Source organism: Leptothoe sp. PORK10 BA2, assembly GCF_034932105.1.
Lineage (GTDB): Bacteria > Cyanobacteriota > Cyanobacteriia > Phormidesmidales > Phormidesmidaceae > Leptothoe.
On record NZ_JAYGIG010000021.1, the window covers coordinates 33,074 to 54,200 of the forward strand.

Below are 21,127 nucleotides of genomic sequence, written 5' to 3' on the forward strand. Positions count from 1 at the left end.
GGTCTTGAGTGTCGCCTTTAGCCCCGATGGCCAAACCATTGCCTCCGCCAGTGATGACCAAACCGTCAAACTATGGGATCGAAATGGCACCCTCCTCAACACCCTAGAAGGCCATAGCTCTGGGGTCAGGAGTGTCGCCTTTAGCCCCGATGGCCAAACCATTGCCTCCGCCAGTTCTGACCAAACCGTCAAACTATGGGATCGAAATCCAGAAAATTTAATGGCATGGAGCTGTAATTGGCTAAGGGATTATTTATTGAATAATCCCAACGGGCAAGAGGCTGCCAAGGAGGGTGTTTGCCAAGACTATTTACCTCGTAGCAGCACATTCCAGGAGACTTTATTAGGCAAATTCATCGATTGGATCAATGGATAAACAACAGCATTAAAACGTGGCGAAACCCAATGAATAGTTTCCCCATGGTGGACCCTACCCACCCGCCGGGTTATCCCACCAACGATCCCGCAATCATGCCCCCCAACAACACAAACCCAAGAATCACATTCTGCCGAAAAATCTGACCATACACATGGGCAGGCTGTCGCTGATGCCGCAGCTTCCGGTAATGCATCAACCACATGCCACAGGCAATGGCCCAAGTCACCATATAGAGTGGCCCCAAACCCTCATACACCCCTAACCACAACAACAAAATTCCAGTACCCATAAACAGCAACCCCACCACCTCGGGCGTACTAGACCCAAAAAAGCGAGCGCTAGAATTTACCCCCAGCTGCTTGTCATACTTGCGGTCAGGAATTGCATAGACCGTATCAAACCCGAGGGTCCACAGCACCGTCGCCCCACACAATAACCAAGCCCCCAAATCCAACCGGCCAGATACCGCACTCCAAGGAATCAACACCGCAAACCCCCAGGCAATGGCCAGCACCAACTGCGGCACCGGAAACACCCGTTTCGCCAGCGGGTATAACACAATCACCGGAGACGCCAACGCACAAAGCAAAATACTCAACGGATTGAGATATAGGGCAAAGCCAATGGCACAGAGAAAGGACACCACGGCAATCACAATGCCCGTTCTCACCGTCAAGGCCCGAGAAGCTAGGGGCCGGTTTCGGGTCCGTTCTACCTGGGGGTCAATGTTGCGATCCCATAGATCATTCACCACACAGCCCCCGGCACTGGTGGCCAGGCTGCCGCAAATAATCACCGCCAGCAGCAACGTATCTGGCTTCCCCTCAGCCGCTACAAACAGGGACCACAGGGCAGGCACCATCAGGATCAAACGGCCCGTGGGCTTATCCCAACGCATGAGTCGGATGACCGTTTTCCACGTAGGTTCGACAATGGACGAAGACGGAGGCATGAATTGCAGGGAATTAGGGTTAGATAGTCTGTCTTAAGGATATCTTTCTAATTGCCCGCTGGGGAAGAGGTTTTGAAGAAGATGGACGAGGGGATGAAGCGCAAGGTGGAAAGGGAGCAAGGGGCAAGGGGCAATCGGCATTTAGCAACCGTGTCGGCTTAATGACATGGATTAATTATATTTATATACACCAAAAATACGCCTAAGACATAGATAGAGGGGCTGATGAGGCTGCGGCATCAAACCACAGAAAATAACTGATCGCACCTTCAAATAATCGTTTTCTTTATCCATAACCATTGGTTATGACCATAAAGCTTAGCTATATTTTTATAAATCAGTCTAAACACCTCCCGATATTATGGTTAATATAACCATAATATAAACCACGGTTTCCCATGCTCAACGATTTGTCACTACTCATGCAGCCCGATGACTATGGCCTGCTAACCGATTTGTACCAGCTGACCATGGCGGCCTGCTATGTGGGGGAAGGGCTAGACCAACGGCGGGCCAGCTTTGAACTGTTTGTGCGCCGCCTACCCCCAGGGTTTGGCTATTTGATCGCGGCAGGGCTGGCTTCGGCCCTGGACTATTTGGAAAATTTTCGCTTTACCGCTGAGCAGCTGACGGCCCTAAAGGCGACGGGCATTTTTGCTGGGGCACCGGCTGAGTTTTGGAGTCTGTTGGCTAGTGGTCGGTTTTCTGGGGATGTGTGGGCCGTCCCAGAGGGCACCGTCATCTATGCCAATGAACCGATTTTGCGGGTGGAAGCGCCCCTGTGGCAGGCCCAGATTGTGGAGACCTATTTGCTCAATGCCATTAACTACCAAACCCTAATTGCGACGCGGGCCGCTCGGTTACGGGATGTGGCGGGGCCAGATGCCACCCTGTTGGAATTTGGCACCCGGCGGGCCTTTAGTCCCCAGGGAGCACTGTGGGCTGCACGGGCGGCTTTGGCGGGGGGCATAGATGCTACTTCGAATGTGCTGGCGGCTCTGAAGCTGGGGCGGAAACCGATGGGCACCATGGCCCACGCCCTGGTGATGGCGATTTCCGCCTTGGAAGGGAGTGAGACGGATGCCTTTGAGGCGTTTCATCGCTATTTTCCTGGGGCACCGTTGCTGATTGATACCTATGACACGGTGGCGGCGGCAAAGCGCTTGGGACAGGCACCGCCGAAAAAGTTGGCCGGGGTGCGGTTGGACTCGGGGGATCTGGTAGCCCTATCCCAGCAGGTGCGGCAAGCACTGCCTGGGGTGCCTATTTTTGCCAGTGGGGATCTGGATGAGGGGGAGATTCTGCGACTGAAACAGGCCAACGCCTGCATTGATGGGTATGGGTTGGGGACAAAACTGGTGACGGGCAGTCCGGTGAATGGGGTGTATAAACTGGTGGATATTGATGGTATTCCGGTGATGAAGGAGGCTAGTGGCAAGCTCACTTACCCTGGGCGCAAGCAGATCTTTCGCACTGCAGCGGGGGATCGCCTCGGGCTGGTGACGGAAGAGACGCCCACAGATATATCCGCAGCCACACCCACAGAGGTGTCAACCAACGGGCAAACCGAGGCAGAAGCACTCTTAATTCCCGTCATGCGCCATGGAGAACGGATCGGGGGCGTGGAAACCCTGGAGATAATTCGCCAGCGGGCTACTGAGTCTGTGGCCCAACTGCCCGTTGCCGTTAGGGATGTGAACAATCCCGTGGTGCCCCAGGCAGAGATTTCGAATGCATTGCAGGCGCTGACCGATTGCACGCGCCGCGGTCAACTCGCTACTGTTAGTTAAGGCTCTTGCACCATGAATCATCCACCTAACAGTTTGATGGGAGACGTTGATGAATTTCGATTGTCCGTGATTATGCCACCCGTCAGTCCCCGCCGGGTGGCCCTGTTTGGCACCAGTGCCGATCCGCCCCACAACGGCCATCGCAGTATTGTGGCCACCTTGGGCTATCAGTTTGACTATGTGGCGGTGTGGGCCTCGGATAACCCTTGGAAAACAGACCAGTCGCCCATTGCCATGCGCATGGACATGCTGGGGTTAGCGATTGCTGATTTGCATACCCCCGGCCAGACTCAGTTGCATCCGGAGCTGAGCCATCCCTATACGGCGGTTACCTTGGAACGGGCGCGCCGACTGTGGCCCCAGGCTGAGTTTACTTTTGTGATTGGGGCGGATTTGGTGAAGCAGTTGCCTAGCTGGTATCGGGCGGCGGATGTGATCCGGTGGGCGAAGATTTTGGTCTTTCTCCGTCCGGGCTATGAGCTGAATGAGGAGGATCTGGGGGCGTTGAGGGCCTATGGAGCGGAGGTTGCGATCGCAACTCCCCTCACCCAGCACCACATTTCTTCCAGCACCCTGCGCCAAGGCTATCCCCAACACCCCGAAGAGATTCCCGCTGTCGTGCAAGCCTACATCCAACAAAACAACCTGTACCCATGCCCGGCAAACACTCCGACCACCCCCTAGCCGACTTTAAAGTCGGCATTGACAATGTCATCTTCTCGGTGGACACCGAGCAAAATCGGCTGTTGGTGCTTCTGGTCATGCGCCATGAAGCACCCTTTTTAGGCCAGTGGTCCCTACCGGGCACCCTGGTCCGCCAAGGCGAATCCCTCGAAACGGCCTCTTACCGCATTCTCTCGGAAAAGATCCGGGCCAAAAATCTCTATGTGGAACAACTTTACTCCTTTGGTGGCCCCAAACGAGACCCCCGCGAAGCGGAAAATGCCTATAACGTGCGCTATCTCTCCGTCAGCTACTTTGCCCTGGTGCGCTATGCCGAAGCAGAACTGATTGCCGATGGGGTAAGCGGCATTGCCTGGTATCCCCTAGCCCATTTGCCCGACCTAGCCTTTGACCATCAGGAGATTCTCTCCTATGGCACCATGCGCTTGCGCAACAAGGTTAAATATAGCCCCGTCGCCTTTGATGTCTTGCCCGAAATGTTTACCCTGAGTGCTCTATACCAGGTGTATGTCACCATTTTGGGGGAAGATTTTTCCGACTACTCCAACTTTCGTACCCGGCTGCTGAAGCTAGGTTTTTTAACCGATACGGGCATTAAAACTTCCCGTGGTGCGGGACGTCCCGCCAGTCTCTATCGGTTTGATGCCGATGCGTTTGAGCCGTTAAAAGATAAGCCCATGGTGTTTGTTTAATCAGTTCTATTCTTTTTACTCTTTTGTACTACCTTTTACTATTTTTGAACTATGAAACTTGCGATCGCACAGCTCAATCCCACCGTCGGTGACCTCACCGGCAACGGTCAACAGATTTTAGCCGCCGCCTGCCGCGCAGCAGAACAAGGGGCACAGTTGTTACTCACCCCCGAACTCTCCCTCTGTGGCTATCCCCCCAGGGATTTGCTGCTGCGTCCAGGATTTATTCAACAGAGCCAAACCGTCCTCACCCAGGTGGCCCAGGATCTCCCCCCCGGCTTAGCCGCCCTGGTAGGGGTGGCCCAGTCCAACCCTGGGGCCCAGCAAAAGGGCGAAAAGCCCCTCTATAACAGCATGGCCCTATTGGAAAATGGCACCATCAAAGCCCTATTCCACAAACGGCTGCTGCCCACCTACGACGTATTTGACGAAGATCGCTATTTTGAGTCCGGCACCCAACCCAACCACTTTTTCCTAGCAGATGGCAACCAATCCCTCCACATCGGTGTGACCATTTGCGAAGATCTATGGAACGAAGATGGCTTTTGGGGCCAGCGAGCCTATGAAGTAAATCCCACCGCTGAGGTGGTAGCAGTGGGGGTGGACCTGGTAGTGAACCTATCGGCCTCCCCCTTTACGGTGGGTAAACAAATGCTGCGAGAGAAAATGATTACCCACGCCGCCCGCCAGCACAGCTGCCCCATTGTGTATGTCAACCAGGTAGGTAGCAACGACGATCTAATTTTTGACGGCTGTAGTGTGGCCATGGATCGCCAAGGGGCCGTGGTTAGCCGTAGCCGTGGGTTTGAAACAGCCCTCCAGGTGGTGGACTATGACATGGCCCAACGGGATTTGCAGCCTGCTGCCATGGCCCCCTTGCTGGACACCCCCGAGGCGGAAATATGGTCTGCCCTCGTGCTAGGGGTCAAAGATTACAGCCAGAAATGCGGCTTTACCAAGGCCGTGGTAGGTCTCAGCGGTGGCATTGACTCGGCTTTGGTAGTTGCGATCGCCGCCGCCGCCCTCGGCCCAGACCATGTACTCGGGGTACTCATGCCCTCCCCCTATAGCTCTGACCACTCCATCAGCGATGCCGAGAAACTGGCCCATAACCTAGGCATTAGCACCCAGACATTGCCCATAGGTGATCTCATGGCAAGCTACGACAACACCTTTCACGATTTCTTTGCCGGCACCGACCCCGGCGTCACCGAAGAGAATCTCCAGTCTCGCATTCGGGGCAACCTACTCATGGCCATCGCCAACAAATTTGGCCATCTGCTCCTCTCCACCGGCAACAAATCCGAAATGGCCGTCGGCTACTGCACCCTCTATGGCGACATGAATGGCGGTCTCGCCGTCATTGCCGATGTCCCCAAGACAAAGGTTTACAACCTCTGCCACTGGTTAAACCACAGCATCCAAAACAAGCTTCCCCTAGGTCTGATCGAACCCACCGGCCAAGCTGAAATCATCCCCAACAATATTCTCACCAAACCCCCCAGTGCCGAACTGCGCCCGGGACAAGTAGACCAAGACTCCCTCCCCGCCTACGACATCCTAGACGACATCCTAGAGCGGCTGATCCAACACCACCAGTCCACCACCGACATCGTCGCCGCAGGCCACGACCCCAATGTGGTCAAAAGAATTGTCCATCTCCTCACCCGTGCCGAATTCAAACGCCGCCAGGCCCCACCAGTACTCAAGGTCACCGACCGCGCCTTTGGCCTCGGCTGGCGCATGCCCATCGCCAGTAAGTGGAGTACGTAAAACGAATCCCGTTCATGGCGATCGCCAGCCGGTGGAGTCAGGACCTTTACTGTCTCGGAGAGGTTGTCCACGGACGATAACCCGCACGGACACATTGCGTCAGGGCCTGATCCACAGCCAACTGAGCCTGATCACTGAGGTCCACAACGCAGATACCATAGCGCTCAGGCAATAAACTCCGGCTGCAATGTTCCAATGCATTCACCGAAGGCTGTTCCAACAGGGCACTATGAATATCCAAGGTACAGGTGGCCACTTCGTCCGGACGACGGGAGCGCTCACAGCCCTCTAACGCATCCTCGACACCAATGCCCGTTTCCTGACTAACATCCACCACACATTCACCTAGGGTGCCAGGAAAACGAGCCCCGGCACAGCTAGCAGCCGCTGACCCAGTCGCCAGACCAGCGGCCGTCAAATCGGCCACACATTGACCATAGTTAGCATCATCCAACCCATAGCTAGGCAAAGCCACTAGGGAAGCTGTGGCAAATCCCAAGGCCACTGGTGCCAACAATGAACGACCAAGACCACGGCAGGCAATAAAAATAGGAGTCATCTTAATCATTTTCAATCGAGCTATTGGAACAAACATGGCTATACCGCATTAGGTACACTTCATCCGCTGCAAACGCTACGGTGTGTAGTTTACAAACGGCCTATCCTGGCATAGTAGTCGTTGAGTAAACTTTGTCCACGTCCACCCTGGTATTCTGCCACGGCATCCTGTCCATGACATCCTGCCATCGGGGATAAGACAAGTTTTAACTTAGACATGGTTTAGGAGAGCGGTATTTTTGTAATCATTGCCCTTTGAAACCCTGATCTAATCTACAGTGAATAAGTTACAAACACGAGCTGATGGTGGGTTAGCCGATGACCTGTTCTATTCTATCGACACAGAAAATCAGCAACGACACCCGTAATAATTGCACAAACGATCTAGAGGGTCTTTAACATGCATCTGAGTGAAATCACCCATCCTAACCAGTTGCATGGCTTGTCTGTGAAACAGTTAGAAGCCATTGCCCAGGAAATTCGAGAAAAGCATCTACAAACCGTGGCCACTAGCGGCGGGCATCTGGGGCCAGGTTTGGGCGTAGTCGAGCTAACCCTAGGGCTGTATCAAACCCTTGATCTAGATCGTGACAAAGTCACCTGGGATGTGGGGCACCAAGCCTATCCCCACAAGCTAATTACAGGCCGGTACCACGATTTTGATTCCCTCCGTCAAAAAGATGGCGTGGCAGGCTACCTCAAGCGCTGCGAAAGTAAATTTGATCATTTTGGCGCAGGGCATGCCTCCACCAGCATTTCCGCCGCCCTCGGCATGGCCATTGCCCGCGATCTCCAAGGGGATGACTACAAGGTGGTGGCCATCATCGGGGATGGTGCCCTCACCGGAGGCATGGCCCTAGAAGCCATTAACCATGCCGGTCATCTACCCGACACCAATCTGGTGGTGGTACTGAATGACAATGAAATGTCCATTTCGCCTAATGTGGGGGCCATTCCCCGATACCTCAATAAGATTCGCCTGAGTCCCCCGATGCAGTTCCTCAGCGATAACCTGGAGGAACAACTCAAGCAACTTCCGTTTGTCGGTGATTCCTTTAGCCCAGAACTAGACCGGGTGAAAGAAGGCATGAAACGGCTGGCCATGTCCAAAGTGGGTGCGGTCTTTGAAGAACTAGGCTTTACCTACATGGGTCCGGTGGACGGACACAACTTAAGCGAACTGATCAACACCTTTAAAGAAGCCCATGCCAAAGGGGGGCCGGTCCTGGTCCATGTGGCTACGATCAAGGGAAAAGGCTACGAGATCGCTGAGAAGGACCAGGTGGGATACCATGCCCAGTCACCCTTTAACCTCACCACAGGCAAAGGCTATCCATCGAATAAACCCACCCCGCCCCAATATGCCAAGGTATTTGCCGAAACCTTGGTGAAACTAGCCGAAAATAATCCCAAAATCGTCGGCATTACAGCGGCCATGGCCACCGGTACCGGCCTCGATAAGCTCCAGGCAGCCCTGCCCAAACAATATATTGACGTGGGCATCGCCGAGCAGCATGCGGTTACCTTAGCCGCTGGCCTAGCCTGTGAAAATATGTACCCAGTAGTCGCCATTTACTCCACCTTTCTCCAGCGGGCCTACGACCAGATCATCCATGACGTCTGCATTCAAAATCTGCCGGTATTTTTCTGCCTCGATCGGGCGGGCATTGTCGGAGCCGACGGTCCCACCCACCAGGGCATGTACGATATTGCCTACCTACGTTCTATCCCCAACATGGTGGTCATGGCCCCCAAGGATGAAGCCGAACTACAGAAGATGGTGGTCACGGGGGTTGAATATACTGATGGTCCTATTGCAGTCCGCTACCCCCGTGGCAGCGGCCACGGTGCGCCCCTGATGGAAGAAGGCTGGGAAGCCGTACCCATTGGCAAAGGTGAAGTGCTGCGTCAGGGGGACGATCTACTGCTCGTGGGTTACGGTGCCATGGTTTACCCCACCATGCAAACAGCAGAGATCCTGAGCGAGCATGGCATTGAAGCCACTGTGATTAATGCTCGATTTGTCAAACCCCTGGACGAGGAACTGATCGTGCCCCTAGCGCAAAAAATTCAGCGCGTGGTGACCATTGAGGAAGGTTGCCTCATGGGCGGTTTCGGCTCGGCCGTGGCAGAGGCCCTGCTGGATCAAAATGTTAACGTCCCCATTTTCCGGTTAGGTGTGCCCGACATTCTGGTGGATCATGCGACTCCAGACCAGGCCAAAACAGCCCTAGGGATGACACCGGCCCAAATGGCGGAGAAAATTCTCAAGCGATTTTCCCTAGCCCAGCTGCAGCTGGCCAACATTGGATAAATCGGTCTAGAAACCTGAAGCAGACAGGGGGCAGGTTCTAGAAACCTTCTGTCTCCTGTTTTTTGGTGGAACGTCTAATATTTCAATATTTCTTAATATCTCAAAATGGGATGGCATTGACCGATTGATCCCCCTTAGTGAGTCATACTTTTGGCGTTTTGAGTAGCTTGTCGTCGCGGCTGTCTCTGACCCCGTCTACGTCGTAGGGTTGTCCCTGCTACGGCCGGCATCAGGGCAATCGGGGAAATCGGCAAACTTGGATTCTGTCGAGACCGCCTGACCGTAGGCAATATAGTCAGACCAAAACATAAATCCACAAACCATAGTCCCAGGGCCACCAGCAACATGATCACGCTCAATAAAAAGATGCCCATCGCCCCCATCACCAGGGCATTGCTGGCAATCATGGAGCGGAGGGTCAACCCCCCTAAACTCACCAACATCCCCAGCAGGGCCACCGCTGTCAGCACAAAACTGACATAGGCGGCGCGACACCGGCGACGCACGGCCCGAGTGGCGACACTCCCGGCTCGCAACCAATGCCACCGCAGCCACGCGACCAATGTGACGGCGGTAACGATAATAACCATCAACACATTATTTATGAGCAGTGAAATGAGCTGACCCGTTTGAACAGATGACATCACAACCAGACCTCAATTGTTTAACCGACTACTTGATTAGCCCATCAAGTAGTTCAATTGTACTATTATAATTTGCTCATGACTCCAGCATGGGAGAAAAGTCACCTGGGTGGTATTGTTGATGCGTGTTTGCCCTTGATTAACTAAAAAATTGACAGCAAACGCTCCTGAAAGGCAGTTTTCGACTAATTTTAGGCATGGCTAATCATGTAGTTCGGTCGTCCATGAACGTAAAGTCACACCAAAGCAAGCTTGGACTCTACTGTTTACTAGGCACTCTTGCCTGTGGGCTAACGATTGTTTGTAAGCTAGCCATTGTTTGGAGTGTGGACTCCTATCTGTATTCGCTACCCATCGTGGGGGGGGTACTGGCCAGCCTCGAAGTGGCTGAGATCTCTAGCCCGATTTTATTGGCCCTGTTAGGGCTCATGTTGGGGGCGCTCACCTATTACCTCCCCGCTAATGTCAACCTGGGCGTACGCTTGCTATTTTTGGGTTTCGCCCTGCCCTTAGTCTTACTCTTGGGCCATAAGGTGCGCCATCGCATTTGGGTACAGCAGGTGGCCACCCAAGAAAGTTTATCTATCAGTCAGTCCCAGCAGGTGACTGATACATTTTTGCAACGGGAAACCTCAAAGTCTGGAATCATAGGGTTTTATTGGTATACGGCCGATCGGGCCACACCTCCCCTGCGGTTAAGTAATCTGGAAACGACTAACGATATCGACTCACTGCAAGAGCAGGTGCTTGATTTGGGGAAGCGTCAGAGTGGTCTATTGGGCCTAGCTTTTAGTTTTTATAACTGGCTCTTTGCCAGTGCCGGTTGGGGCATTCGTGCTATCTATGCATTACTGTCTGGATTTATGGGGTTGTCATATTTCTTTAAAGGGCAGGAGTGGGCCGGACGTCAGCGCCGTCGTTAACCCAAGGACTTGTCCATCATGATGTCTCGTACTGCAGCTTTGGTTCTTGCGGGGGGTCCCCAATGATGTCTCGTACTGCAGCTTTGGTTCTTGCGGGGGGTCCCTAATGATGTCTCGTACTGCAGCATTAGTTCTTGCCGGGGGGCAAAGTCGTCGCATGGGCCAGGATAAGGCTCTCTTATCCTGGCCCACCGAGCCTCAAGCCACACCAGTCCCATCAGCTACACCGACGGCGGCTACCACCTTATTACATCAGGTCTGCACGGTGGCCCAAGCCTGTAGCAGTGTCACCTATGTCCTGACACCATGGCCAGAGCGCTATGGCCATTTACTGTCGGACGCTATCCGGTTGTTGCCAGAACCCACCGTGGGAAATGGCCCCCTAGGGGCCCTGGCACAGGGCTGGTCTATGATTTTGCAGGATGACCGCCAGCCAGGGCCCGACTGGTTACTGGTGTTGGCTTGCGACATGCCAGCTCTGGATGTGCCCACCCTGCAAAGATGGCAGCAGAGCTTGGTAGATATGGCTGGATCTAGCGAGATGGCTGGAGCTAGGGAGAACGAAAGGCCGATCGCATCTTTACCTAGACACAACCAGCGCTGGGAACCCCTGTGTGGGTTCTACCACCGTCGCTGTATTCCTAGTCTGGAAAATGCCTTGGCCAATAATGTGCGCTCATTTCAACGGTGGCTGACCGATGAAAATGAGCGAGTTACACCGCTATCGGTAGAAAATTCTCATATATTACAAAACTGCAATACTCCTGGACAATGGCAGCAGTTTTTAGATCGATTAGGAGATAGAAACCCATATCCAGCTTGACAAAACCAGTCTTTTTTCAATGTTAAGCTGTGTGATCTTTTCCCAAACTGCATCCGGCATTGGGACCATAAACCCTTATATTTAAGATTAACGTTTGTTAAATTTCCTCATATTCTGGAGATTCTCAAGTGGCGATTCCTCTGCTGAACTACTCACCAGTTACCCAAAATTCTCGGGTTCAGGGCTATGAAATTCCTGGGGATGATCAGCCTAAGATTTATTCAACTCAGAATATTCTGTCTTCGACTGATATCGACGATCTGATTGGGGCGGCCTATCGTCAGATCTTTTTCCATGCATTTAAGTCCGACCGTGAGCCATTTCTAGAGTCCCAACTGCGCAGCAATCAAATTACTGTGCGTGACTTTGTCCGTGGTTTGCTATTGTCCGATACTTACAACCGTGCCTTTTATGGCATGAACAGCAACTACCGCTACGTAGAACAGACTGTTCAGCGGGCCCTTGGGCGTGACGTTTTTAATAAGCAAGAAACCTTAGCTTGGTCCATTATTGTTGCCAGCAAGGGTAATGCCAGCTTTATTGATGCGGTTCTTAGCAGCGAAGAGTATCTGGATAACTTTGGCGACGATATTTTGCCTTACCAGCGCCGTCGCGTGCTACCTACTCGTAGTGCAGGTGAACTGCCGTTCAACATTAAGTCACCCCGTTACGACGAATACTATCGCTCTATTCTGGGCTTTCCCCGGCCTGTCTTCCAGAGCAGCATCCGTCGCTTTATTCCTCAGGAGCAGCAGCCCAAGCCTGGTAGCCCTGCCCTGTTCATGGACATGGTGCGTGGCATGAGTAACAGTCAGCCACTGCCATCCCAACGGGTATCGGCCGTTGGTGTGAACTTTAGGTCTGGCGTTCCTTACCGCAAAGTTGATTTCCCCATCAACGACCCGGTAGCCGCCGCCGCTGTGGAGAAAGCTAAGCAGGGTGCTTAGTTATAGCTAGCAGTTTCTATTTTGAAAAGCAGTGCTTTTACAAGCACTGCTTTTTTTGTGCTACTTAGACCTTGCCTGGGGTATGGAGAAAAGCAGCCATAGTCCTATCGTTGGCGCAAGCGGTGTAGTAGGGTTTCAAAATTGGGCGGCAGCGGTGCGATCGCAACCACCAACTCCCCCGTAACTGGATGGGTCAGGGTCAGCTTGTGCGCATGGAGCGCCTGTCCAGAAAGTTTTACCCCCACGGAACGGCCTATACCATAAACCGTATCCCCCACAATCGGGTGCCCCATCATGGCACTGTGCACCCGAATTTGGTGGGTGCGTCCAGTTTCTAACCGATAGTGCACCAGGGTATAGTTGCCTATCCGTTCCTGGATTCGCCAGTGGGTGACCGCCCGTCGTCCACCTTGTTCCACGGGCACCACCGCCATTTTCTTCCGATCTTTGGGATGACGACCAATGGGGGCATCCGCCGTACCCCAAGCCTGATCCTCTGGCAGTTTGGGTACCCCAAAAACCATGCCCAAATAGTCCCGCTGGGTCGTTTTTGCCTGGATTTGGGCCTGGAGTTGACGTAGCGCCGTCTCCGTCTTCGCCACCACCATGGCCCCCGTCGTATCCTTATCCAAACGATGGACAATGCCGGGGCGCTGCACCCCGCCCACCCCCGTCAGCTGGTCGCCGCAGTGGGCCAAAATCGCATTGACCAAGGTGCCATTGGGATGACCTGGAGCTGGATGCACCACCATGCCCGCCGGTTTGTTCACCACCACCAGGGACTCATCCTCATACAAAATATCCAGGGGAATCGCCTCGGCAATTAGCTCAAAAGGTTCCACCGCCGGAATGGTCAGCTGTAGGTAATCCCCAGCATTAACCGTGATTTTTTTATTGGTACAGGGCTGATCATTAATGCTGAGTGCCCCCTGCTCAATTAACTTTTGAATCCGGTTACGGGATAAATCACAATGTTGAGCCAGCCACCGATCAATCCGTTCCCCTGCTGCATCGGTCACCGATAGCGCCATCACACCGCCGTCTTCGCCGTCCGCATCACCCGCGTCTTCATAGTCCATCGTCCAGTCATCCATAACACCTGCATCCTATTTCCCCCTGTCCCATTAACCTTGAATAGTCGCCCAATGGGGAGAATGCATGGGGGAGGCAGAAGCGAAGGTTTCATAGAGATTGACAACGCGGCCGATGATTGCGATCGCAGGAGCCTCAAACTGCTGCTCCTCCACCTGCTGCACAATCGTAGCCAAGGATCCAATCAGCTCCTCCTGCTCGGGTCGAGTCCCCCACCGCACCAGGGCCACCGGTGTCTCCACCGCCAGCCCCGCCATCGTCAGTTCTGATACGATATTCGACAAGTTATGCACTCCCATGTAAATCACAATCGTCTCCGACCCCTGGGCCAGGGCTGACCAATTCACCTGGGGACGATATTTCCCCGTCGATTCGTGGCCCGTCACAAAGGTGACCGACGAACTGTAATCCCGGTGGGTGACCGGAATGCCCGCATAGGCCGGAGCCGCAATCCCCGCCGTAATCCCCGGCACCACCTCCACCTCAATGCCGAGTGCCATCAACCCCATCATTTCCTCACCACCACGACCAAACACAAAGGGATCTCCCCCCTTGAGCCGCACCACCACCGCATGCACCTTAGCCTGCTCAATCAACAGTTGAGTGATGTCAGCTTGGGTCATGGAATGCCGACCACGACGCTTACCTGCGTCAATCACCTGGGCCCGATCACTAATCATCGCCAAAATGGGTGGGCTAACCAAGGCATCATGAATCACCACATCCGCATGATCCAACAGCCCCTTAGCCTTAATCGTCAGCAACCCTGGATCACCCGGACCCGCTCCCACCAGATAAACTTTGCCAAATGTGGCCTGGGTAAGGTTATGAGACATATCAATTGAGCGGAGATTGAAGGAAGTTGAATATCCATTGATTGTGACAAACTTACCCGGCGTATTTTGCCACAATCAACACAGCGTAAGCGCGGGTCTTACCAATGCTGCTTAAGACATTCTTAACCTTAAGCCATAATCACCGAATTTATAGCCACCAGATTTCCTTTAAAGACCCCCCTCCCCAGGTCAAAAACACCTGGCCTTAGTTTTTTGGACAGCAGAAAAATCTACTAGCACTGCAACTAGATACCTCTAGCCATAAACATCCGTCTTTTTGTGACCCAAGGTCTCCACCACCAAATTCGCCACATCGGCCATCGCCCCCAAGGGCGGCAATAACCGCACCGTTGTCCTCGGGAAACGCTCCGCTAACTCTTCCGTCAGATGGGCCACCGCATCGGTCGTACTGCCCGCAAACAAGAAATACGGAAAAATAGTTACCGTGGAACAGCCCTGCTGCATCAGGGCAATCACCTGGTTTTCAATGTCCGACTCTGTAGTCCAGTAGGCAACCGCTGTACCCAAGGACTTGGCCAGGGCATCCACCGCCCGGTTACCCCGGACCCGTCGGCTACCGTGGGCCACCAGTAAACGTCCAGCCTCAGGAGACTGGGAAAAGCGATGGGCAATCAAATCAGATATTTGCTGATGCCCACCAATATGCGCCCCTAGCTCCACATCAATCACTCCAGCCAACTCGGTTTGCGCCAGAGCCACAGCTGCAGGGATATCTTCCATCACATGCTTACCCCTCAGCAAAAATAGCGGCACCAGGCATAGCCGCTTAATCCCCGCCGAACTCAGGCGTCGACCAAATTCACAAATCTGTTGGTGTAACGGCAAAAGACCGAATTCTAGAACAGCGGTGCCCACCATCAGGCGATCCTCGGGTAAACGCACCGGAGAGCTATTAAAAGAGCTGTTAGCCGATACTTTAGGTATGGGGACAGTGGTCACCACACCACCAACCACGCCATCCTTACCAATGGCCTTACGCACATGAGCCCGCGCCCCAAAAACCGTCATTCCAGACGGATCGGTTTTAGCCCCAAGGATCCCTAAGGGTTGACTGCTCCACGGACTGATTAGAGACGGATTGAGCCGCTCCCGCACCAACTGTGCCAGCCGATTAATCGCTGCCTGATGCCGAGGGTCACGACTACCATGGGAAATCAGAAGATAAGCTGTAGATGTCACGAGATGTTTTTAAATTAAGACTGTCAAGGGAAAAAATCTTGGGCACATACCGCCGTCTGTTGAACAGACTGACAACCACTCCACACACACCTGATAACGTTGTTAAGCAACTTTAATGACTACCAAAAGGATATCAGCCCTAGTTTGACCCTAGCCAATTGAAACAGCTGACCGGAAAAACCAGCTGACCCACCCACTATAGTAGTGTCTATGGAATTTAGTCAGAATTCTGTTGTGGTTGATGCTAAACCATGGCCAAGTTGCAACCAGTCGCTTTCCCTAAGCCACAACGTCTCTAGGCCAAACCCGACCGTTTTGCAGATGGCTAAGTTTATTGCTGGCATTTTTGCCGTAATCCACGACCAAGATTTGCTTAGTAATCCCAGCTCCCCTAGGGACTAACGCTTGAACAGCAAACTATTCAGGAAAACCATGTCTATCGATTAACAGAGATGATATTATAGAAATCCAAATTATGGCGAGCGTAGCCAAGTGGTTAAGGCAGTGGTTTGTGGTACCACCATTCGCGGGTTCGACCCCCGTCGTTCGCCCTTCTCTTAAATGACCAAATAAATAACCAAAATACCCCATCAATATGCCGATCAAGGCATCTAAAGCGATGATTTGCGTCGTTCTATCTGCAGTTGCTTAGGGGCTAGAGCACAGAGCAACAGCACGTAAATCAATACGCTTGCCCCTAGATAGATGGCTATACCATCATGGCCAGTTGGGTTATTCACTATAGCCGAAGGCTCAGATGGAGTTGATGCGATGTGTGTTGATTCCATAGCGGTTTTGCAGCTTCTCACCATAACTGATGGACGAATGGACTAGAAAACATCTCCACCTAACGGCTTTCTAAAGGAGGGTGATTCAACATTCCCAATTAGAGTCCAATATTCCCAATTAGATTTTCAAAGATCAAAAATCCCCGGTTTAGGAAACGGCTCCGTAATATCCGACATCATAGATTTCTGATGTCCAGGACCATACCCTTATTTAGTAGATGTTAATTACACCATAAATTAACCGGTGTAAGCATAATTCTATTTGCCATATTGCTTAATGTTTTGCAGAGGGACTTATAAATAATCAAAAAATACTGATGTATTATTTTTAAGCACCAGCATTATCGGCTCAAAGCTCGCTGGAGATGGCTTTTAAAGCCGTATTTGCCATAAAAACCGTGATCTAAAAAGCGGTCTTTTTCTTACATTTATTCCTTTTAAAGACCGCCGCCTAGCCTTATTTTTTATACTATTGACTGCTCAGATTTAAGAACAGGAATTTCCCCCGATAGATGCCTGCCAAAATCTCCCCAGGCGACGTCTATGACGGTCGGGCTGCTGTTGCAAAGTTAATATGGCTTTGGACCACCGTTCATCACTAACCTATGCCATGGTGTAATACTTCGCGCTGCGAATCGCCACATATCGGGAAATTGATGTATCCTTGCTGGGAAATTGGCACGCGCTTGGATTAGAACGCTTTACAGGGTCACATGGCACAAATTTTTATCTCGGCAGGCCACGGTGGATTTGAAAATGGGATCCAGGATCTGGGGGCAAAGATCGATAACATCACTGAAGCCCAGGAAATGATCCGCATTCGGGATCTGATCGTACCGGAGTTGCGATCGCGAGGTTTCCAAGTCCTCTCCGTCCCCGATGACCTGAGTCTGCAGCAAAGCATCGACTGGATCAATGCCCGTAACCAAACGGGGGATATTGCCCTAGAGATCCATGTCGGTGCCTTTCAAAATACCGATGTTCGGGGCGCCACTTCCTATTACATCGCCAACAATGACGCCCGCAAGGCCCATGCCGAGCTGATGTTACTGGCCTTGATGCGTCGTGTACCCCAGCTGCCCAGCCGGGGAGCCAAACCCGACACAGCCGCAGGCATGGGCCGTCTAGCCTTTTGTCGTCTGGTAGAACCGCCCTCCCTGTTAATGGAACTGGGCTATTTGAGCAATGAGCGAGATCGCAGCATGCTCCTCAGCCGTCGCCGGGACTTTGCCCTCGGTCTGGCTGACGGTCTAGCCTCCTGGAGCCGGGCCACCAATGGCACCCCCGAACCCAGCAGCCCGGCGGCATCCGAATTTCCCACGGTCAACATCACCATCAACGGCGGTGTCTACGAAGAAAAAGGCATCATCGTCAACAACAATTCCTATGTGCCCATTGACCTCGCTGACCGCCTCGGAATTGATTTAGCCAGCAATACGGAAATTCTTCGAGTGCGCTATGGCAATGTGGTATACATCAAAACCGTGGATTTACGGGACTTCAATATCTCCATTGGGTGGGACCCCGCCAGCCGCACAGTCCAGATTAAGAGCCATTCTGCCCTGGGCATCTGCCCCGGTCTGATGGACCAGATTATGGGCCATGGCAACGCCTCTCTGGTGAGCCTGATCATGTTCCTCAAAAACAATAATGAAGCGGCCCTCCAGGACTTTCCCGATCTGCCCAAAATTTATCGCGAAGAAGGAGTCATTGAGGGGGTCAATTATGACATTGCCTTTTGCCAAATGTGTGTGGAAACCTCATTTCTTCGCTTTGGCGGCGATGTCAAATCCTCCCAAAATAACTTTGCCGGTATCGGTGCCATCGGGGGAAATGCGGCGGGCGCATCCTTCCCCAGTGCCCGCATCGGGGTGAGGGCCCAAATCCAACATCTCAAGGCTTACGCCAGCAAAGAACCCTTAGTGCAAGAATTGGTCGACCCACGGTTTCGATTTGTCAGCCGGGGGAGTGCCATCTTGGTGGATCAACTCAGCGGTCGCTGGGCCGCTGACCCCTACTATGGCGAGAAAATCATGGCCATGCTCAGACGGTTATACGAGTCCGCTAAACTGCTGTGACGCTCTGGCCAGTCATTCACCCAGGTGGTTGCAGCCTACTTCATGCAATAAAAGGTTGCCACCAGCTGCTATGATCCATGGCTAAACCAGCTGGTACCACTGGCAAACTGTCACATACCAACTGGCATATATCCCTGTAGAGATTATTCTAAAAACGCAGTGGCGGCCCTAGGGTTTTAGTGGGAGGTAGTGAATCTCCCAAGGGAAATCCCAGGTGCCAGGACACGTTTACTCTTGACACTCTGCTATGACTAATACCTATAATTCTTGGCCTCTTAACGTTTTAACCATGAGCCGCCATGGCTGGTGGGGAGCCCTAATCTGGTTACTGTGGGTACTCCCGGCCAATGCTGTCGATGTTAGGGTGGCGGTCCGCAACAATGTCCAGCAAGTACAAATTGGCTCTTCCACCACGGGCGTTATCCGTGATAGTCGTGGGCAAACGGTGATGCAACTGCCCGAGTTGCAACCGATTACGGTGGATGCAGGGTGGGGAGAATTGGCACTGACGGATGGCCAGAGCGAGTTTGGCACATCCAGTACGTTCTGGCTAGAACCTTCAGAGGGTGGTGTGGTCTGGATTGGTGACCGTTGGTACCGGGGTAAGGTCAAGCTGATTCCCAGCGACAATGGTTTGGCCGCCGTGAACTATGTGGATATCGACCATTATCTCTACAGCGTTGTCGGTAGTGAAATGCCCAGTAGTTGGCCCCAGGAGGCGTTGCGATCGCAAGCCGTCGCCGCCCGTTCCTATGCCCTCTATCACCAGAGTAAGGCCAGCGGTCGAGTCTTTGACCTCAATAGCACCCAGTCCTCTCAAGTTTACAAAGGCCTAGACGGGGAGGCCGCCTCCACCCAATCCGCCGTTGACGCCACCCGTGGCAAAGTCTTAACCCATAGTGGCCGAGTCATCGAAGCGGTGTTCCATTCTTCCTCCGGTGGCCATACGGAAAACTCCGAACATGTATGGTCCAGTGCCGTACCCTATCTCAAAGGGGTGCCCGACTTTGACCAAAATGCCCCGGTCTATAGTTGGCGGGCCCAGTTTTCCCTAGATGAAGTCGGTGCACTGATCGGCTACCCTGGCACCATCCAGGCAGTCGAGGTGCTGAGCCGCACTCCCCAAGGTCGGGCAAATCGCATGAACATTATTGGGGATGCAGGCGCTTTGACGATTACGGGCAACACCTTCCGCCAAAAGCTGGGACTCCGCAGCACCAAGTTTGACTTAGCCGTTAGCTCCACCAGCATCTCCGTAGCAGGCAATGGGTTTGGCCACGGCATCGGCATGAGCCAGTGGGGAGCCCGAGGCATGGCAGAGCACGGCAAAGCCCATGACGAAATTCTCACCCATTTTTACAACGGCACTCGGGTGGGGCCAATGTAGGGGCTAAAATGGCCTCGATTTGAGACACGGGCATACCATCCAAAATCTTCTCAGCAAGCTGAATGGATTGTTTCACAGATAGTTGCCATCTAGACCTTTTCCTCCTACAACGCCGTGGCCAAGAAGCATGGCCGATTTGGTATAAATGGGATTCTTGAGCTGGGCGCTCAAAATCTCAGCCAAGTCCTCAAACGGTACACCACGAAATGGGATGAAAACCTCATTTCTCCGTTGACTTTTAAAAAACTTTCCGGACGGTTGGTATATAGGAGGATTGATTATACTGAAATTTTCCACCTAATCATCCGTATGGGGTAGATAAAAGAGGGATAAATCGAATTGCAGAAGTTGCAATGGCTTGTGTGAAAGGTGAATCGCTACCCGATAGAGCCAGAGCCTCGATGACAAAAGACCTCGGCCACATGGCTGCGAAAACGCCTTGCTATGACTCCATCGAACAAGCGTGATGACGATTCGTTCTCATTTATCCAGTGGACTGCGTACACCTCGCCCCCCGCGATTGAGAACGTGAGTGTAAATCATCGTGGTTTTGACATCTTTATGGCCGAGCAGCTCTTGAATTGTTCGGATATCGTAACCGCTTTCTAACAGGTGAGTCGCAAAACTATGACGAAAGGTATGGCAACCTACTCGTTTTTGAATGCTTGCCGTCCGAACGGCCTGCTTAACCGCTTTCTGTAATCCACTTTCATGAAGATGATGGCGTCGGCAAACACCGCTGCGCGGATCAAGCGAGCGGCGATCCGCTGGGAACACATATTGCCAAATCCATTCGCGCTCGGCACTGCGATATTTACGCGCTAGCGCATAAGGCAAATAAACCGAGCCATAGCCCTGCGCTAAATCTTGCTGATGAAGTTGCTTGACCGATTGCAAATGCTGAGCCAAAGGCTCAACTAGAGCCACAGGCAGCATCGTGACTCGGCTCTCCCTCCCCTTGGCATCTCTTACGGTAATCTGATTCTGAGAAAAATCGACATCCTTAACCCGTAGTTTCAAGCCTTCGCTGAGGCGTAAGCCACTACCGTAAAGAACTTTAGCGATTAGCTGATAAACTCCAGACAGGTGCTTCAGAACTGAGATTGCTTCTTCGGGCGTAAGTACCGTCGGTAAATAGCGAGTGGTTTTGGCTCGAACCGCGTTCAAGCCCCAAGCGGTATCACGCTGATCGACCTCACGGTACAAAAATATCAAAGCGCTCAGCGCTTGATTTTGGGTTGAAGGCGCGACATTTTTCTGCACTGCT

The 21,127-nt window shown here is 52.7% G+C and carries 18 protein-coding genes and 1 tRNA gene; 12 read left to right on the forward strand and 7 right to left on the reverse strand.

Features of this window, described 5'->3' with window-relative positions; translation table 11 throughout:
* Window positions 1-376, forward strand: a 376-nt coding sequence (locus VB741_RS07995) for a WD40 repeat domain-containing protein (RefSeq protein WP_442786318.1), incomplete at its 5' end; no start/stop codon positions are given.
* A gap of 70 nt (window positions 377-446) precedes the next feature.
* Here VB741_RS07995 and VB741_RS08000 read toward each other — a convergent pair.
* Window positions 447-1,331 carry a 4-hydroxybenzoate solanesyltransferase gene (locus VB741_RS08000; protein ID WP_323364634.1) on the reverse strand — a complete coding sequence of 295 codons (885 nt, stop codon included), beginning with the start codon at window positions 1,329-1,331 and terminating at the stop codon, window positions 447-449.
* 398 nt (window positions 1,332-1,729) lie between these two features.
* On the opposite strand from VB741_RS08000, the gene VB741_RS08005 reads away from it, so the two are divergent.
* Genes VB741_RS08005 through VB741_RS08020 form a run of 4 tightly spaced genes read left to right on the forward strand, consistent with a single transcriptional unit; the run spans window position 1,730 to window position 6,270 of the window.
* Entirely contained in the window at window positions 1,730-3,121 is a 1,392-nt protein-coding gene (locus VB741_RS08005) for a nicotinate phosphoribosyltransferase (RefSeq protein WP_323364635.1), read from the forward strand.
* Between the two features lie 12 nt (window positions 3,122-3,133).
* Window positions 3,134-3,805 (forward strand): nicotinate-nucleotide adenylyltransferase, encoded by a 672-nt coding sequence (locus VB741_RS08010; RefSeq protein WP_323364636.1) that lies wholly within the window; start codon window positions 3,134-3,136, stop codon window positions 3,803-3,805.
* A complete protein-coding gene (locus VB741_RS08015) occupies window positions 3,775-4,497 on the forward strand; it encodes an NUDIX hydrolase (RefSeq protein WP_323364637.1) in 723 nt (240 codons plus the stop codon). Before VB741_RS08010 ends, VB741_RS08015 begins: the two co-directional genes overlap by 31 nt.
* Before the next feature lie 51 nt (window positions 4,498-4,548).
* Window positions 4,549-6,270 carry an NAD+ synthase gene (locus VB741_RS08020; RefSeq protein ID WP_323364638.1) on the forward strand — a complete coding sequence of 574 codons (1,722 nt, stop codon included), beginning with the start codon at window positions 4,549-4,551 and terminating at the stop codon, window positions 6,268-6,270.
* A 46-nt stretch (window positions 6,271-6,316) separates the two neighbouring features.
* Here VB741_RS08020 and VB741_RS08025 read toward each other — a convergent pair whose 3' ends face one another.
* Entirely contained in the window at window positions 6,317-6,829 is a 513-nt protein-coding gene (locus tag VB741_RS08025; protein ID WP_323364639.1) for a hypothetical protein, read from the reverse strand.
* A 399-nt stretch (window positions 6,830-7,228) separates the two neighbouring features.
* Between VB741_RS08025 and dxs the strand changes: the two genes are divergently transcribed.
* A complete protein-coding gene (gene dxs, locus VB741_RS08030; protein WP_323364640.1) occupies window positions 7,229-9,142 on the forward strand; it encodes a 1-deoxy-D-xylulose-5-phosphate synthase in 1,914 nt (637 codons plus the stop codon).
* Between the two features lie 134 nt (window positions 9,143-9,276).
* Here dxs and VB741_RS08035 read toward each other — a convergent pair whose 3' ends face one another.
* Window positions 9,277-9,786: a hypothetical protein gene (locus tag VB741_RS08035; protein ID WP_323364641.1), complete on the reverse strand. Its 510-nt coding sequence runs from the start codon at window positions 9,784-9,786 to the stop codon at window positions 9,277-9,279.
* 224 nt (window positions 9,787-10,010) lie between these two features.
* On the opposite strand from VB741_RS08035, the gene VB741_RS08040 reads away from it, so the two are divergent.
* The 3 genes from VB741_RS08040 to VB741_RS08050 all read left to right on the forward strand — a co-directional run bounded on the left by VB741_RS08040 (window position 10,011) and on the right by VB741_RS08050 (window position 12,479).
* Window positions 10,011-10,709: a hypothetical protein gene (locus VB741_RS08040; protein ID WP_323364642.1), complete on the forward strand. Its 699-nt coding sequence runs from the start codon at window positions 10,011-10,013 to the stop codon at window positions 10,707-10,709.
* 106 nt (window positions 10,710-10,815) lie between these two features.
* Window positions 10,816-11,532 (forward strand): molybdenum cofactor guanylyltransferase, encoded by a 717-nt coding sequence (locus VB741_RS08045; RefSeq protein ID WP_323364643.1) that lies wholly within the window; start codon window positions 10,816-10,818, stop codon window positions 11,530-11,532.
* A 128-nt stretch (window positions 11,533-11,660) separates the two neighbouring features.
* On the forward strand, window positions 11,661-12,479 hold the full coding sequence (locus VB741_RS08050; protein WP_323364644.1) for a phycobilisome rod-core linker polypeptide: 819 nt from the start codon (window positions 11,661-11,663) through the stop codon (window positions 12,477-12,479).
* 104 nt (window positions 12,480-12,583) lie between these two features.
* Here VB741_RS08050 and VB741_RS08055 read toward each other — a convergent pair whose 3' ends face one another.
* The 3 genes from VB741_RS08055 to VB741_RS08065 all read right to left on the reverse strand — a co-directional run bounded on the left by VB741_RS08055 (window position 12,584) and on the right by VB741_RS08065 (window position 15,607).
* The gene (locus tag VB741_RS08055; protein WP_442786321.1) at window positions 12,584-13,510 is read right to left on the reverse strand and encodes an RluA family pseudouridine synthase; all 927 of its coding nucleotides are present in this window, start codon (window positions 13,508-13,510) and stop codon (window positions 12,584-12,586) included.
* A 93-nt stretch (window positions 13,511-13,603) separates the two neighbouring features.
* Window positions 13,604-14,407 (reverse strand): uroporphyrinogen-III C-methyltransferase, encoded by an 804-nt coding sequence (cobA, locus tag VB741_RS08060; protein WP_323364646.1) that lies wholly within the window; start codon window positions 14,405-14,407, stop codon window positions 13,604-13,606.
* 255 nt (window positions 14,408-14,662) lie between these two features.
* On the reverse strand, window positions 14,663-15,607 hold the full coding sequence (locus VB741_RS08065; protein ID WP_323364647.1) for a sirohydrochlorin chelatase: 945 nt from the start codon (window positions 15,605-15,607) through the stop codon (window positions 14,663-14,665).
* 478 nt (window positions 15,608-16,085) lie between these two features.
* On the opposite strand from VB741_RS08065, the gene VB741_RS08070 reads away from it, so the two are divergent.
* From VB741_RS08070 to VB741_RS08080, 3 genes are all read left to right on the forward strand, one after another.
* A tRNA-His gene (locus tag VB741_RS08070) sits at window positions 16,086-16,158 on the forward strand.
* A 950-nt stretch (window positions 16,159-17,108) separates the two neighbouring features.
* The gene (gene tftA / locus VB741_RS08075) at window positions 17,109-18,473 is read left to right on the forward strand and encodes a hormogonium tapered terminus morphoprotein TftA (protein WP_323364648.1); all 1,365 of its coding nucleotides are present in this window, start codon (window positions 17,109-17,111) and stop codon (window positions 18,471-18,473) included.
* A 247-nt stretch (window positions 18,474-18,720) separates the two neighbouring features.
* Window positions 18,721-19,860 carry a SpoIID/LytB domain-containing protein gene (locus VB741_RS08080; RefSeq protein ID WP_323364649.1) on the forward strand — a complete coding sequence of 380 codons (1,140 nt, stop codon included), beginning with the start codon at window positions 18,721-18,723 and terminating at the stop codon, window positions 19,858-19,860.
* Window positions 19,861-20,340: 480 nt separating this feature from the next.
* On the opposite strand, the gene VB741_RS08085 is transcribed toward VB741_RS08080, so the two are convergent.
* On the reverse strand, window positions 20,341-21,127 hold a 787-nt coding region (locus VB741_RS08085; RefSeq protein ID WP_323364650.1), incomplete at its 5' end, for an integron integrase.

What these genes read in the sequence shown, in the direction of transcription:
- VB741_RS08005 (WP_323364635.1), top strand. Translation starts at nt 1,730, where the DNA reads ATGCTCAACGATTTGTCACTACTCATGCAGCCCGATGACTATGGCCTG.
- VB741_RS08000 (WP_323364634.1), bottom strand. Translation starts at nt 1,331, where the DNA reads ATGCCTCCGTCTTCGTCCATTGTCGAACCTACGTGGAAAACGGTCATC.
- VB741_RS08055 (WP_442786321.1), bottom strand. Translation starts at nt 13,510, where the DNA reads ATGGCGCTATCGGTGACCGATGCAGCAGGGGAACGGATTGATCGGTGG.
- VB741_RS08080 (WP_323364649.1), top strand. Translation starts at nt 18,721, where the DNA reads ATGACTAATACCTATAATTCTTGGCCTCTTAACGTTTTAACCATGAGC.
- tftA (WP_323364648.1), top strand. Translation starts at nt 17,109, where the DNA reads ATGGCACAAATTTTTATCTCGGCAGGCCACGGTGGATTTGAAAATGGG.
- cobA (WP_323364646.1), bottom strand. Translation starts at nt 14,407, where the DNA reads ATGTCTCATAACCTTACCCAGGCCACATTTGGCAAAGTTTATCTGGTG.
- VB741_RS08040 (WP_323364642.1), top strand. Translation starts at nt 10,011, where the DNA reads ATGAACGTAAAGTCACACCAAAGCAAGCTTGGACTCTACTGTTTACTA.
- VB741_RS08020 (WP_323364638.1), top strand. Translation starts at nt 4,549, where the DNA reads ATGAAACTTGCGATCGCACAGCTCAATCCCACCGTCGGTGACCTCACC.
- VB741_RS08015 (WP_323364637.1), top strand. Translation starts at nt 3,775, where the DNA reads ATGCCCGGCAAACACTCCGACCACCCCCTAGCCGACTTTAAAGTCGGC.
- VB741_RS08025 (WP_323364639.1), bottom strand. Translation starts at nt 6,829, where the DNA reads ATGACTCCTATTTTTATTGCCTGCCGTGGTCTTGGTCGTTCATTGTTG.
- VB741_RS08045 (WP_323364643.1), top strand. Translation starts at nt 10,816, where the DNA reads ATGATGTCTCGTACTGCAGCATTAGTTCTTGCCGGGGGGCAAAGTCGT.
- VB741_RS08035 (WP_323364641.1), bottom strand. Translation starts at nt 9,786, where the DNA reads ATGTCATCTGTTCAAACGGGTCAGCTCATTTCACTGCTCATAAATAAT.
- VB741_RS08010 (WP_323364636.1), top strand. Translation starts at nt 3,134, where the DNA reads ATGAATCATCCACCTAACAGTTTGATGGGAGACGTTGATGAATTTCGA.
- dxs (WP_323364640.1), top strand. Translation starts at nt 7,229, where the DNA reads ATGCATCTGAGTGAAATCACCCATCCTAACCAGTTGCATGGCTTGTCT.